Here is a 14030-nt window from a genome sequence, read left to right on the forward strand (position 1 = left end):
GTCCACTGAGCGAGGGAAATACTCAGTGGAAGTCAGAGGCCAAGATCGGAAAGTCCGGCCAACGGGTCGTCGAGTCGCGGCTGCGCGGCCGAAGTGATGCTGGAAACCAGATTGCCTCCCGACTGACCCACCGCCGCTGAAGCCAGCTGGCGCATCCAGGTCGGGTCGAAGCCGCCATCGGGGAGCGTGCGCGACTGGATCAGACCGAGCATCTGCTGGGCAGGCTTGCTGCCCTGCGCCGCTGCGTCCCGATACAGCCCCAAGGCCTTGCCGTAATCGACGGTCACGCCGTCGCCACGATGGTAGCGACGAGCCAGCGAAAACAGGGACTCGGCATCACCGTCGACAGCCGCGTCGGCACCGGCCTCGACTTGTCGACGGACCTCATCGCCACGCGCCAGGCTGGCGAGATTGAGCTTGGCAGCCGCACTGCCGTTGTCGACGGCACGCTGGTACCACATTTGCGCCGTGGTGCGATCACCCTGCACCTGGTAGTGCACACCCATGGCATTTTGCGCGACGCCATCGCCGGCACGCGCGGCGCGCTCACGCAGCGCGGCCTGCTGTTTCTGGCCTCCGCGACGTCGATCAGCAGCAGCCAGCAACGAGAGCAGGTAATCGGCCCGCGCAACCCCAGCGGCGCTGATCTGTTGCAGGTTGCGGCGCGCGGTGGCCGGATCTCGCGCCACGCCCAGACCGAGTCCCTGCAGGTAGGCGAATGCCATCGCCGCTCGACGGTCACCTGCGTCAGCGGCAACCTTGAACCAGCGGGCCGCCTCGGCATAACTGCGCGGATCCGCATCGCCCCGATAAGCCGCCAGTGCCCGCTGCAACGGATCATTCAATCCGGTCACGACTTCCGCCGGGGCGTCAGTCGGGATCACGGCACCACCCTCCGCCCCCGGCACATCCACCACGACCGCACCATCGTCGCTCGCGGGCATCCCGGACGGGCTGTACGGCCAAACGATATTGCTGCTGGACGGCGGCGAAAGCGTCGGCGCGGGGAGCGCCAGGTCCGACGGAGGGGGCACTCCCCCGACCGCAGTGGAAGCCGCATCGACCCGCTCGGGCCGGGGCGGCACGATCTCCGCCCGCATGCCTGCGGCGGAGACCGAGTCCGAAGTTCCGGCAACTGCAGTTTCCGGCGACTCCGGCATTTGTGGAGCTGCGAGCACCAACGGTGGCGTTACCGGCACGATCTCCGCATGGACCACAGCGACCAGCCCGATCAGCAACGCGGCGCCGCAAAGCAGGGTGCCACGCCTACCGCCTGCGATCATCCAACCGATCATCGCAGGCCCGCCCAGGTCATGGCGTAACCGACCATTGCGCATTGCCAGCGCCAACCCCGGCCCCGACTGCCGACCGGAACGCCTGCTCCACCGCATCCAGCGATACCGCGTCGATAGGCGTCAGTACCGGCGCCTGCAGTTGGGCCGGCAGCAGCGACGAGGGATCAAGCGGACTGGTCAGGCAGCGCAATCCCTCGGTGCCCGACGCGGTCAGCTCGATCGCGAAACTCTGCGGGTTGCTCATGTCGGGCACCATCAACGCGCGATTGCCTTCGACCACGCCGACCGGCTGCATCGGATTGGGGTAGATCTGCGCAATCGTGCCTTTTGCATCCTGGTAGTAGCACTGCAGGTACGCCGTCCGGTCGACGCTGATGTTGAACGAAAGCAGTTCACCAAGTCGACGCGCGTTACCGGGTGTCGGCAGCGTGATCTCGACTTGTGGCGGACGCGGTTCGGTCGAACCCAGCGCAGGAGCACCATTCCTGGGCTCGCTCCGGGAGGCCATCGGCACATGGCTTGCGGTCAAACCGGTATCGCCCCAACCGACCTGCACGAAATGTCCATCGCCATCGCTGCGAACGTAGTCGCGCGCGAGGTGTTCATAGGTCTCAAAACCCAGTTGGCCGGTCGCCGCCAGGCCTTGGTCGAGCTGAAAGCGCTGGATCGCGCTTCGCAGTTCCGGCGTGATCTGGAGCGGAGAGACGTCGTCGTCGTAATAACCCTTGGCCCGCAGGCCGCGCTGGATGAACGACAACCTGTCGCCTTCGTCCATCTCCAGGTACCACTGCCGCAACTGGCGCTGGAAGTCGGGATGCGCCTGGTCGAGCGCGAGGCATTGCCAGTACGGCACCCGGGCCCACTTGCCGACCAGTTCGATCATGCTCAGGTCGATCAGGGTACGCGCCGCCGGGCCGACGCCCTGGGAGTAGTCTCCGCCGACCTCGATCTGCACACCCGCCTTCTTGATACGACCGCCGATATCGACGCCCGACCCCTTGGCCGCGATGGTGATCTCGTTGGCCGAATGGAGCCCGGGAATCAGCGTGCGGCTGATGAAGTCGCCGAGGTGGAAGTCCATCCCCATGACGCTGCCGGCAATGTCGCGCGACCAACCGATTTCCGCATCCGCCGACGCGGCACCGAGTCCGCGGCGGTCGATCATGACGTTCTGGTCCAGGAAACTGATCGCGCCGGACACATACAGCTGCGGCATCTGGATCATCATCTGGTTGCTCTGCAGCATCAGTCCACTAAGGGTCTGCACGGTGTCCTGGTTGAGCGGGTTTACCTCGTAATCGACGAAGCGGAACGTGTTGCTGAGCCGGGACATCTCCGACAGCGACGTGATCAGCATGTCGGTCGCCGCGACGTATACCTTGCCGGACGCATCGGGAATTTCCTTGGACGTGACGGTGACCTGGTTGATGTGGTGGTCGCGCAACATCCGATCCATGCACGAGAGCGAGTCATTGAAGCTGCTGACTGAACGCACCGGCCACACCACCGGGCGATCCTCCACCGGAGCCTGGCTGTAGAAGTCGGCGTGCTTGCGAGGACCGTTCTTGCCCAGCGTGCTGCAACCGGCCAGCAGCGTCACCGCAGCGGCCATCGCCACCACCTTCATTCCTGCGCGCGCGTTGCGCGCCTGCCCCTGTTGTTTTGTCATCCGTCGTATCTATCCGTGTCGAAAAGAAATGTCGCCCAAGCGCTCTCGACCGGGATCCGGCGCACATGCACTTGATGTGTTGGGACGTCTACTTGCAGACGTTGATCACGCTGCCGTTGACCACTACTACCCGCTCTTGCTGCTGGCCGCGCGGGCTGGGGCCATAACGCGGGGTGAAATTGCCGACCGTGGTAGGTGATTGCGCGGTGGTGCCCACGTTGGTGATGCAGGTCTTGGCACCCCCGGGGCCGCTATTGATGACCTCGGTGTCCTCGGCATTCTGTCGCGTGCCAAAACCGACCCAGCGCTTCGCCTGGACCTGGGTAACCTTGGCCCGGTCCCACGGATCGATTCCGCGGCGCGGGGTCACGTCGGATTGCTGCGCTTGTGCCAGCGGCGCCAGGACAGTGAGCGCCAACGCCAGCCCTGCGGTACGGATGCTGATTGTGAGCATGCTCATGCGATTGCTCCTCCATTTACAACTCACTGGGTGGTGGGGCAGCCGTTGCTGCCGGCCGCCCCACCATCTACCGCCGCACGATGCGTGCGGCGTTGATCAGCGAGGTTTATTCGCCTTCGTTCGACGAAACGTTCTGCTTCGCTTCTGCCATGGCACCGGTCGCGGTGTTGGCGATCGCACCATTGACCGTTGTGGTCTGCGTGTTGTTGCCACCAATTTTGACGTTGCCCTTGTTGGACGAAACGTTCTGGGTCGCCGTGGTCATGGCGCCTACCGCAGTATTGGCGATGGCTCCGTTGACGGTGGTGGTCTGGTCGTTGTTGCCACCGATTTTGACTTCGGCATAAGCGGTGCTCGACATCAACACAGCGGCGGCGATCAACAGCACGTATGACTTCTTCATGGGTGTTTCCTCATCTTGTGGGTAAGGGGGTACGCACGCATTGGCCCTTTGGCAAACCACTCCCAGGCGGGCCCGGCATGGGAGCTGATGGAGGTGCGGCTATTCGTCGCTGACCGAACCGATGTTGATGATGGCCTTGGAGCCGGAGCCCGACGCCTGGTTGTGGATCGAGCCACTCACCGAAACCGTTTGGCTATTGCTACCGACTTTGGCCTTGCTACCGCTGATTGATCCGATGTTGACCTGGGCTTTGGCGCCGGATCGCGCCTCGTTGCTGATGCTTCCCGAGACATTGACCGTCTGCGAGTTGCTGCCACTGATCACGACTTGCTTCTGCGCAAAGACGGACCCAGATGCCGCCACCGTCAGGGCTGCCGTCATAGCCAGGATTCGAGCCGTATTTTTCATGCCGTTCCTCATCGTTGTCGCTTCAGGTGAGTCGTCCCGGGTGAGTCGTACCGGGTAAATACGCAAGCAGGCATCCGGACCACAACCTGCCGCTCAGCGTCACCCTTCCTGTTAACTATCGGGGTGTCAAATCAATTTTTTGTGACATCCGGCCTTACCTAAACGAGTGATTCAGGCTTATAAAACCCGCTACCCAGTGGTGCTTTATCTTCAAGTTGTCTGATTTTAAGAGAACTTAATGGAAGTTAAGGGATTTTAAGCGCAACGGGACGTTTGCTTGGCGACCGGTTCCACGCAAATCCCCTCTATCTGCCATCTCCCCTGAAGGCAGAAGCGGCCTTTTCCCTGGCTCAGGGAAAGTGACATTTTGCGTCAGCCATCACAATCCGATCGGACTGCTGTACGCATTGCCGGCGGCGCACTCAGGCAGCGATGGAAGACGTACCCAACGCATTGGCCGGTCTCCCGGCGCACCTTGACGCCCGCTTGCGCGGCGCTTGAGGTGGCTCTAGCCTTCCTAGGTTCGGCGCGACGCACGCGCTTCATGCAAAGGGAGCCTCCCCAGATGAAACTCGCACGCGCATTACTGGCGATCAGCATTACCGCAGCCGTGTTCGGGCTTGCCGGCTGCGACAAATCCCCCATTCCTGGCGAAGCTCCCCCGGCTGCCACGGCCCCCGCGCCAGCCAACGAGACGGCGGATCAGTTCGTCGCCCGGGTCAATGCCGAGATCAAGGCGATGTACCCCGAGCTGACCACGCCGCAATGGCTGTCCTCTACCTACATAGGCGACGACACCCAACTTCTGGCGGCCAAGTCCAACGAGCGCTACCTGTCCCAGCTCAACACCTGGATCAAGCAGGCCAAGCGCTTCGAAGGCCAGCAGATGTCGCCGGAAACCGCGCGCTCGATCCAGTTGCTGAAGCTCTCCACCTCGATGCCGGCACCGTCGGACCCGGCCGAACTGGCGGAACTGACGCGCATTGCCAGCAAGATGGAAGGCGTCTACGGCGCCGGCGAGTACTGCACCGGCGAAGGCGATGCCAAACAGTGTCGCCAACTCGGTGCGCTGGAAGAGGTGCTGCGCAACAGCCGCGATTACGACGCTCAACTGGACGCGTGGCGCGGCTGGCACACGATCTCCCAGCCGATGCGCAAGGATTACGTGCGCTTCGTGGAGTTGGTGAACAAGGGCGCCGATGAGATGGGCTTCGCCGATGCCGGCGAGATGTGGCGTTCGGGCTATGACATGAGTCCGGTCGAACTGGCGGCGGAAACCGACCGGTTGTGGAGCCAGGTCAAGCCGCTGTATGAGCAACTGCACTGCTATACCCGCACCCGGATGGCCGCCGAATACGGCGCGGACAAGGCCGAAGTCGCCGGCGGCATGCTGCCAGCGCACTTGATGGGCAACATGTGGCAGCAGGACTGGAGCAATTTGTGGGATATCGTCGCGCCCTACGAGAATGCCGGCAGCCTCGACATCACCACGTCGCTGGAGTCTCGCTACCGCCATATCCACTCCCAGAAGCTCGCCCAATACACCGGCGAACGCAGTCCGGCCGCGCTGGCCCAGCTTGAGCAGGATGCACTGGACGCCTCGGCGAAACAGATGACCAAGCGTGCCGAGGACTTCTACGTCTCGCTGGGCCTGCAAAAACTGCCCGACAGCTACTGGGAGAAGGCCCAGTTCATCAAACCGCGCGACCGCGACGTGGTCTGCCACGCCAGCGCGTGGGACATGAACATGGAAGGCGATGTGCGCACCAAGATGTGCATCCGCCCGAATGAGGAAGACTTCACCACGATCTATCACGAGCTGGGCCACGTGTATTACTACATGGCCTACAACGATCTGCCGCCGATCTTCCAGACCGGCGCCCACGACGGTTTCCACGAGGCAATCGGCGACACCGTGGTACTGGCGATGACGCCGAAATACCTGGAGTCGATCGGCCTGGTCGATGCCCAGCAACAGGGCGAGGAAGCATTGATCAATGCCCAGATGCGCATGGCGCTGTCCAAGGTCGCGTTCCTGCCGTTCGGGCTGATGATCGACCGTTGGCGTTGGGGCGTGTTCGACGGTTCGATCGCGCCGGACCAATACAACCAGGCGTGGTGGGATCTGAAGGCCAAATACCAGGGCGTGGCACCGGTGCAGGAACGCGGCGAGGAGTTCTTCGATCCTGGCGCCAAGTACCACGTGCCGGGCAACACTCCGTACACGCGCTACTTCCTTGCCCACGTCCTGCAATTCCAGTTCTACAAGTCACTGTGCGATGCGGCCGGCTACACCGGCCCGCTGCATGAGTGCAGCTTCTACGGCAACAAGGCGGCTGGCGAGAAGTTGCAGGCGATGTTGAGCAAGGGTGCCAGCCAGCCATGGCAGCAAACCCTGAAGGAATTGACCGGCGGCGAGCAGATGGACGCGTCCGCGATTTTGGAGTATTTCGCCCCGCTGCAAGGCTGGCTGAAGCAGCAAAACGAAGGCGGCACCTGCGGTTGGCAGGCCAGCGCGGCAGCGGCGGCCGTCCCGGCGTCCACGCCCGGATCCGAGCCCGCGGCGAATGCGGTAGCGCCAGCCGAACCCGCCGCCGACGCGCCGCCCGCGGCTGATACCGACAACTGAGTCACGATACCCATCGCCCGGCGATCCGGGCAGCAGGAACGACAAAGGCCGGCGAAAGCCGGCCTTTGTCGTGTGGCACCTGACCGGCCCAACGGCCGATCAGATCGACTCGTTTGGCATCCTGCCCGCGCCATGGCTGTTGCCCGCGGCAGTCCGCGCCGAGAGCGACTCCCACAGCCAGAACAACCAGCCCGTGAATACCAACACTGCTGCCGCCAGCGCCAGCCACAACGCGCTATGGCTGAGCCACGGCGAAACCACGCCGGCAATCACTGCGTTCAGCACCAGCGATGTGAATGCCTGCAGTGACGAGGCCGCGCCGCGCATGCGCGGATACATGTCCAGGATGGCCAGGGTCACGATCGGGAACACCAACGCGATGCCGAACGCATTGAGGCTGATCGGGATGATCGCCCAGGGCATTTGCGGCGTATCGGTCCATAGGTTGTAGCCCAGTCCCAGCGCAACGGCGACTCCGGACACCGCGAAACCGATCGCCACCAACCTTGACCCACTGATCCTGCCTGCGGCCCGGCCGGACAGATAGGCACCCGCCACCATGCCGCCAATCATGGGGATGAAGAACCAGCCGAAATCCCCTTCATCCATGGGTTGCCCATGACGCTGCAACAAGTCGAGAACGAACGCCGGCGCCGAGGCGATAAACAGGAACAACGCAGCGAAATTAAGCGCCGCGCACGCGGCCAGTCGCTGGAAGCGGGGGTTGAGCAGGATCGCGAGATAGTCGCGCCACAGCCGTGACGGCACCATCGGCAAACGTGCCTGGACCGGATGGGTTTCCGGCAGCATCCGCCAGGTCACGCCCAGCAACACCACCGAGAACGCCACCAGGAACCAGAAGATCAGCGACCAGTGGCTCCAGCCCAGTATCCAGCCGCCAATGACCGGTGCGATCGCCGGCGCAATACCAAAGATCATCGACACCTGGCTCATCAAGCGTTGCGCGTCGTCGCCGTGCAGCACGTCGCGGATCACCGCCCGGCCCACGATCAGGCCCACACCGGCCGACAACCCCTGCACCGCACGGAACACCAGCAGCGTCGTCAGATCGGTCGACAGTGCACAGCCCACCGAGGCGAGGGTGAATATCGTCAAGCCCCCGAGGATCACCTTGCGCCGCCCCAACGCATCCGAAAGCGGCCCATGCAGCAAGCTGGTCACCGCATAGGCAATCAGGTAGACACTGATGGTCTGCTGCATCGCCAGCTTGTCCGCGCCGAACTCGGCCCCCATCGCCGGGAACGCGGGGAAGATGGTGTCGATCGCGAACGGGCCGAACATCGACAGTCCGGCCAGGATGAAGGTTAGCCGGCGCAAGCCGCCAGCCGATTGCAATGAACGCACGGAAATCCCAGAGTTCGAGGGGCCTTCATGGTACGGCCTTGCACTCGCGCATATGAAGCGCGCCCGGCCGCCCGCGCAACCGCTTATAATTCCGAGGTAACTGCAAACAACCGGTGGGAGAAGCGGCCCATGCCCTGCAGGCTTGGCTCGCTGCCGAAGGCGCAACGCCCGTAATCGCTCAGGCTCCCGTACCACCGGCTGTGACAACTCTGGAGAGACCGGTTGAATCCGGCGCCGAAGGTGCGTGAAGCGCAAGAGTCCCGCGATACCGGACCGCGCTTCCAAAACTCTCAGGCAAAAGGACAGAGGGGCGCCCGCGTGCGGCACGCACGTAGCCTTCGGACGCCCCTTGCCATGAGCCACGACACCCAATCTTCCCTGCGCGCGCTTGAGCACCACGACGCCTTCGTCTCACGCCACATCGGCCCCAACGACACCGAGGTCGCGCAGATGCTGCGCACCGTCGGCCACGAGTCGCTGGAAGCCTTCACCGATGCCATCGTGCCCGCCTCGATCCGCTCGCCGGAATCGCTGGCGCTGCCAGATGCCGTAACCGAGGTGGACGCGATCGCCATGATCCGTACCATCGCGGACCGTAACCAGGTCTTCCGCAGCTTCATCGGCCAAGGCTATTACGGCACCCACACCCCCAACGTCATCCTGCGCAACATCCTGGAGAACCCGGGCTGGTACACCGCCTACACCCCGTACCAGGCCGAGATCTCGCAAGGCCGGATGGAGGCGCTGATCAACTTCCAGACCATGTGCGCGGACCTCACCGGAATGGAGATCGCCAACGCCTCGCTGCTGGACGAGGCCACCGCCGCCGCCGAGGCAATGACCCTGGCGCGCCGCTCCAGCCGCGCCAAGACCAATGTCTTCTTCGTCTCCAATGGCGTGCATCCGCAGACCCTGGAAGTGATGCGTACCCGCGCGGAGCCGCTGGAGATCGAGCTGGTGGTCGGCGATGACGCCACCGCCGCCGATGTCGAGGCCTTCGGCGTACTGCTTCAGTATCCCGACACCTTCGGCGCTGCGAACGACTACGCCTCGCTGGCCGAGGCCGTGCACGCGCGCGGCGGCATCGTCTGTGTGGCAACCGACCTGCTCGCCCTGACCCTGCTGGCCTCGCCTGGCGATTGGGGCGCGGACATCGTGGTCGGCAACACCCAGCGCTTCGGCGTGCCGTTCGGTTTCGGCGGCCCCCATGCCGCGTTCATGGCGTGCCGGGATGCGTACAAGCGCTCGATGCCCGGTCGCCTGATCGGCGTATCGGTCGATGTCGAGGGCAACACCGCCTACCGGCTGACCCTGCAGACCCGCGAACAGCACATCCGCCGCGAGAAGGCGACCTCCAACATCTGCACCGCGCAGGTGTTGCTGGCGGTAATGGCCTCGATGTACGCCGTCTACCACGGCCCCGAAGGCCTGACCCGCATCGCCCGCCGCACCCACCGCCTGACCACGATCCTGGCCGGCGTGCTGCGCAAGGCCGGGGTCGCCGTCAGCGACAACTTCTTCGACACGCTCCACGTTACCGGCATTGATGCCGCCGAGCTGCACCACCGGGCCCAGGGCGCGCACATCAACCTGCGCATCATTGACCGGACCAGCGTCGGGATCAGCTTCGATGAGACCACCACCCGCGAAGACGTGATCGCCGTCGCCGGCCTGTTCGGCACGCAGATCATCGACGTCGACGCGCTCGATGCGCAGACCGCCGACGCGCTTCCCTCCGCGTTGCTGCGCCAAAGCGGGTTCATGACCCACCCGGTGTTCAACACCCACCACAGCGAGCACGAAATGCTGCGCTACATGCGCGCACTGTCGGACAAGGACTTGGCGATGGATCGCACCATGATCCCGCTGGGCAGCTGCACCATGAAGCTCAACGCCACCGCCGAGATGATCCCGATCACCTGGCCGGAGTTCGCCAACATCCATCCACTGGCGCCGGCTGGGCAGGCGCTGGGCTACAAAGAACTGATCGACGGACTGGAGGCGATGCTGGTGGAAATCACCGGCTACGACGCGGTCAGCCTGCAGCCCAACTCCGGCGCCCAGGGCGAGTACGCCGGGCTGCTGGCGATCCGTGCCTACCATCGCGCCAACGGACAGGAGCAGCGTGACATCTGCCTGATCCCCGAGTCCGCCCACGGCACCAACCCCGCCTCGTCGCAGTTGTGCGGGCTGAAGGTGGTGGTGACCAAGTGCGATGCGAACGGCAATGTCGACGTCGAGGACATCCGCGCCAAGGCCGAAAAATACAGCGACCGGATCGCTGCCTTGATGATCACCTACCCGTCGACCCACGGCGTGTTCGAGGAGGACGTGGTCGAGATCTGCGAGATCGTCCATCAGCACGGCGGCCAGGTGTACACCGACGGCGCCAACATGAACGCCATGGTCGGCCTGGCCAAGCCGGGCAAGTGGGGCTCGGACGTGTCCCACCTCAACCTGCACAAGACCTTCTGCATCCCGCACGGCGGCGGCGGTCCCGGCGTCGGTCCCTGCGCGGTCAAGTCGCACCTGGCCCCCTACCTGCCTCGTGCCTACTCGCCCGCCGGAGAGACTGTCCGAAGCACGGCGGAAGGCACTCCCATCGCCACCGGTGGCATGGTCAGCGCTGCCACGTACGGCAGCGCCAGCATCCTGCCAATCAGCTGGATGTACATCACCTTGATGGGCACACAGGGTCTGCGCAAAGCCAGCCAGATCGCCATGCTCAACGCCAACTATGTCTCCAGGCGTCTGGCCCCGCACTACCCGACCCTGTACACCGGCCGCAACGGCCTGGTCGCTCACGAATGCATCCTCGACCTGCGCCCGCTGGAAAAGGACACCGGCGTCAGCGCCGAGGACGTCGCCAAACGCCTGGTCGACTTCGGCTTCCACGCCCCGACCCTGAGCTTCCCGGTCGCCGGCACGCTGATGGTGGAACCGACCGAGAGCGAGTCGTTGCACGAGCTGGACCGCTTCATCAACGCGATGATCCAGATCCGCGAAGAGATCCGCGCGATCGCCGACGGCAAGCTCGACCGCGAGGACAACCCGCTCAAGCACGCCCCGCATACCGCCGCCCAGGTGAGCGCCAGCGAGTGGACCCACGCCTACCCGCGCGAGCTGGCTGCATTTCCGCTGGCGGTGCTGAAGCAGCAGAAGTACTGGCCGCCGGTCGCCCGCGTCGACAACGTCTATGGCGACAAGAACGTGTTCTGCAGCTGCGTGCCGATCAACGAGTTCGAAGGCGAGATCGAGGCGTTCAGCGAGCCGAACGTTTCCTGATCCGTTTTCAAAAAGGCTGACGCCCCCAGAACCGGGGGCGCCGGGCTGGGCGTCCGGCGCTGGATCGCACGCCGCGCCGCCACCCGATGGCCATACTCAGCCGCCGTTTGCCTCCCGCCACTCCAGGAATGCGTCCCTGGTCGCGAAGGTGAACGTGCAGGCTTCGCCGCCATCGCCGCCACCGTCCGCGACCGGATCGGTGACATAGAGATGGATCGTGGTCGGGTTCGCGCAGTGATACGAGACCTCGACGCTGGCATAGGCCCTGGGCGTGGAGGTCTCCTCGAGCCAGGCGGCGAGCATCTGCTGCAGCTCCTCGGGGGTTCGCAGGAAACCGCGGTTGCGAGGCGCCCCTTCGTTGATCATCTCGGCCAACTCCTCGGGGGTCCGCTGGAAGCCGCGGTTGACGCCTTCCTTCCACCAGTCGTCGAGCGACGGCGAAGACGGATCCTCGGCACCGACGTACGCGGTCACGTAGCCGCGTGCCTCGGTCCCGTGGTGGCCGGACTCGGTGCGGATGTCGACGATGTAGTCGCCCTCGGATTCCGACGACGATACCCGCGCGGGACTGCCCGACTGGTGCGCGCCCTCCAGTTGGAATTCGTTGTTGCGCAGCGACCATTGCGCATGCACGGGCGCGCCGGCGACCAGGCGCCAGTGCAGCCTCGCCGCTTCGTCAGCGGCGCCGGTGGCGGTGAACTTCACCTGCATGCTCTCGTCTTCCGGCCGGTGCAGTTGCTTCGGCTCGACCTCCAGGTCCAGCGGTTCACCGGCCAGCGACGACGCAACCCTGGCGACCCCGCGGGCGATGGCGATGGCATTGGCCGCTTGTTCCGGTTTCCCGTTGATGGCCTTCTCGAAGCTGGACACCAACGCCTTGTCGTTGCCGGTGCCGGCATCGCGGTCGAATGCGGCCAGGATCAACTGCATCTCCAGCAGGGACAGGCGGGTCTGCCCGGAACGTGGACCAGCCCCCTTGACCGGAAGCTCGGAACCCGGGCGCCCCAGCACACGCCGCTGCGGATCGGCCAGGTCGACCGGCGGATCCTGCAGCCGCGCCATCTCGGTGATGAACAGCGGCACGAAACTGGCCGGATCCTCCGGCGCCTTGGCCGCCGCCTGCACCCAGCGCTCAAGCGCAAGCTGGAAATCCTCGCCAGCCCCGTACTCGGGCCCGACCTTGCTCGCGTAGACGTTTTGGAGGCGCTCTGCCTGCCGCATCGCATCGCGTCGCTCCTTGCGCGAGTCCTGTCCTTCGCGCAGGGTTTCGCGCGCCGCGTTCGCCGCTTCCCGCGCAGCGGTCAGTTCTTCTCGCGCAGCGGTCAGTTCCTCGCGCGCGGCCAGCACCACGGATTGCGCCTGCTTCGCGCCGCGCCTGGTGGCGTCGCGCACGGCCTGGTTGGCTCGTTCGGCGCGCGCGCGCGCCTCGCTTGAGCGGGCTTGGGACGCATCCAGCACCGAATCCTCCCAGGCCTCGAATTCGGTCCCCTCGGCTTCGCGCGCGACTTGCCGCGCCTGCTCCACCTCGCGTTGTGCCTCGCGGCGACGCTCTTGCGTGTACTCGTCCTCGATGTCGCGGCTGGGATGCCGGGCATTGCCGGACTGCTGGGCATTCGGGAACTCCCAGCCAAAAGACGCGAGCATGTGCGCGAACTCGGCCACTTCCAGACGCGCGCGGACGCCGCGGTCGCGCGCTTCCATCGCCATGTGCACGGTTTCCCGCGGCGTCACCGTGAACGAAGCGGCGGGGGCATGCGCGGCCACCAGTTCGCGCTCGCCGTCGCGGGTGGCGATGCCGCTGCGCGCGAGGATCTCGCGGGTCGCGGCCACCGCCGCATCCAGATCATCGGCCTGTGTCAGTTGCCCTACCAAGTCGGTCCACGCGCCCTTGGGGATGTCGGCGAAGTCGTGGCCACGATCACCACCGCTGAAAACCCGGGACAGCAGCGAAGTACGGTCGCCCTCGCGCGCCGCCGCGTCGCCACCATCGGCCGATGCATCCCCATCACCACTGCAGGCGCTCAAGGCCAGCACGGCAAGCAGTGCAACCCATCCGTATCGATTCATGGTTCCTTCCCCTGTGCTACGTCGAAAAATCGAAGTAGTTACCACCAGGGAAATGATACCGGGAGGACAATTCCCCCGCACTTTGCGCGATTACCGTGACGCGAGTCTCATGCGCGGGAACCGGTGTGAATCCCGGACGCTCGTTCAACTGCGACGACGGAGCCACACTTGCCTCCTGGCTCAGAGCGATATATAACTAACGTTATAACCGTCGTGCCGAGGTCCCCATGAAACTCAAGATCACCACCATCGGCAATTCCGCCGGCATCATCCTGCCCAAGGAACTGCTGGCCCGGCTGCGGCTGGAAAAGGGCGACGAGCTGTTCGTGCTGGAGACGCCCGACGGCGTCAAGCTCACCGTGTACGACCCAACCCTGGCCGCACAGATGGAAGTAGCCGAGCGAATCATGCGCGAGGACCGCGACGTGCTGCGCAAGCTGGCGCAATGA

Annotated in this window: 10 protein-coding genes and 2 riboswitches; of the genes, 3 read left to right on the forward strand and 7 right to left on the reverse strand. The window is 64.7% G+C overall.

The window, feature by feature from the left end; genetic code table 11:
- Positions 1-32: 32 nt before the first annotated feature.
- The 5 genes from ACW7G6_RS10585 to ACW7G6_RS10605 form a co-directional block, all read right to left on the reverse strand.
- Positions 33-1283, reverse strand: coding sequence for a hypothetical protein (locus ACW7G6_RS10585; protein ID WP_456978627.1), 1251 nt, complete (start codon positions 1281-1283; stop codon positions 33-35).
- Positions 1284-1311: 28 nt separating this feature from the next.
- Positions 1312-2964, reverse strand: a complete 1653-nt coding sequence (locus ACW7G6_RS10590; RefSeq protein ID WP_456978626.1) for a DUF4384 domain-containing protein — start codon at positions 2962-2964, stop codon at positions 1312-1314.
- 88 nt (positions 2965-3052) lie between these two features.
- Positions 3053-3424 (reverse strand): hypothetical protein, encoded by a 372-nt coding sequence (locus tag ACW7G6_RS10595; RefSeq protein ID WP_456978625.1) that lies wholly within the window; start codon positions 3422-3424, stop codon positions 3053-3055.
- A 106-nt stretch (positions 3425-3530) separates the two neighbouring features.
- On the reverse strand, positions 3531-3827 hold the full coding sequence (locus ACW7G6_RS10600; RefSeq protein ID WP_456978624.1) for a hypothetical protein: 297 nt from the start codon (positions 3825-3827) through the stop codon (positions 3531-3533).
- Between the two features lie 99 nt (positions 3828-3926).
- The gene (locus tag ACW7G6_RS10605) at positions 3927-4235 is read right to left on the reverse strand and encodes a hypothetical protein (RefSeq protein WP_456978623.1); all 309 of its coding nucleotides are present in this window, start codon (positions 4233-4235) and stop codon (positions 3927-3929) included.
- Between the two features lie 565 nt (positions 4236-4800).
- Between ACW7G6_RS10605 and ACW7G6_RS10610 the strand changes: the two genes are divergently transcribed.
- Entirely contained in the window at positions 4801-6864 is a 2064-nt protein-coding gene (locus ACW7G6_RS10610) for a M2 family metallopeptidase (RefSeq protein ID WP_456998217.1), read from the forward strand.
- Between the two features lie 99 nt (positions 6865-6963).
- Here the strand turns inward: ACW7G6_RS10610 and ACW7G6_RS10615 are convergent, their stop codons facing one another.
- A complete protein-coding gene (locus ACW7G6_RS10615) occupies positions 6964-8166 on the reverse strand; it encodes a multidrug effflux MFS transporter (protein WP_456998284.1) in 1203 nt (400 codons plus the stop codon).
- Between the two features lie 167 nt (positions 8167-8333).
- Positions 8334-8433: riboswitch (glycine riboswitch) on the forward strand.
- Positions 8434-8540: riboswitch (glycine riboswitch) on the forward strand.
- A gap of 43 nt (positions 8541-8583) precedes the next feature.
- Between ACW7G6_RS10615 and gcvP the strand changes: the two genes are divergently transcribed.
- Positions 8584-11514 (forward strand): aminomethyl-transferring glycine dehydrogenase, encoded by a 2931-nt coding sequence (gene gcvP, locus ACW7G6_RS10620; RefSeq protein WP_456998218.1) that lies wholly within the window; start codon positions 8584-8586, stop codon positions 11512-11514.
- A gap of 96 nt (positions 11515-11610) precedes the next feature.
- Here gcvP and ACW7G6_RS10625 read toward each other — a convergent pair whose 3' ends face one another.
- Positions 11611-13581 carry a hypothetical protein gene (locus ACW7G6_RS10625; protein ID WP_456998219.1) on the reverse strand — a complete coding sequence of 657 codons (1971 nt, stop codon included), beginning with the start codon at positions 13579-13581 and terminating at the stop codon, positions 11611-11613.
- A 227-nt stretch (positions 13582-13808) separates the two neighbouring features.
- On the opposite strand from ACW7G6_RS10625, the gene ACW7G6_RS10630 reads away from it, so the two are divergent.
- Complete coding sequence (locus tag ACW7G6_RS10630; protein WP_456998220.1) at positions 13809-14030, forward strand: AbrB/MazE/SpoVT family DNA-binding domain-containing protein; 222 nt, start codon at positions 13809-13811, stop codon at positions 14028-14030.

The sequence above is a fragment of the Lysobacter sp. A421 genome (assembly GCF_054052145.1).

Bases quoted from the DNA above. Each gene is read 5' to 3' on its own strand.
- ACW7G6_RS10585 (WP_456978627.1), bottom strand. From the start codon at position 1,283: ATGATCGCAGGCGGTAGGCGTGGCACCCTGCTTTGCGGCGCCGCGTTG.
- ACW7G6_RS10590 (WP_456978626.1), bottom strand. From the start codon at position 2,964: ATGACAAAACAACAGGGGCAGGCGCGCAACGCGCGCGCAGGAATGAAG.
- ACW7G6_RS10595 (WP_456978625.1), bottom strand. From the start codon at position 3,424: ATGAGCATGCTCACAATCAGCATCCGTACCGCAGGGCTGGCGTTGGCG.
- ACW7G6_RS10600 (WP_456978624.1), bottom strand. From the start codon at position 3,827: ATGAAGAAGTCATACGTGCTGTTGATCGCCGCCGCTGTGTTGATGTCG.
- ACW7G6_RS10605 (WP_456978623.1), bottom strand. From the start codon at position 4,235: ATGAAAAATACGGCTCGAATCCTGGCTATGACGGCAGCCCTGACGGTG.
- ACW7G6_RS10610 (WP_456998217.1), top strand. From the start codon at position 4,801: ATGAAACTCGCACGCGCATTACTGGCGATCAGCATTACCGCAGCCGTG.
- ACW7G6_RS10615 (WP_456998284.1), bottom strand. From the start codon at position 8,166: ATGTTCGGCCCGTTCGCGATCGACACCATCTTCCCCGCGTTCCCGGCG.
- gcvP (WP_456998218.1), top strand. From the start codon at position 8,584: ATGAGCCACGACACCCAATCTTCCCTGCGCGCGCTTGAGCACCACGAC.
- ACW7G6_RS10625 (WP_456998219.1), bottom strand. From the start codon at position 13,581: ATGAATCGATACGGATGGGTTGCACTGCTTGCCGTGCTGGCCTTGAGC.
- ACW7G6_RS10630 (WP_456998220.1), top strand. From the start codon at position 13,809: ATGAAACTCAAGATCACCACCATCGGCAATTCCGCCGGCATCATCCTG.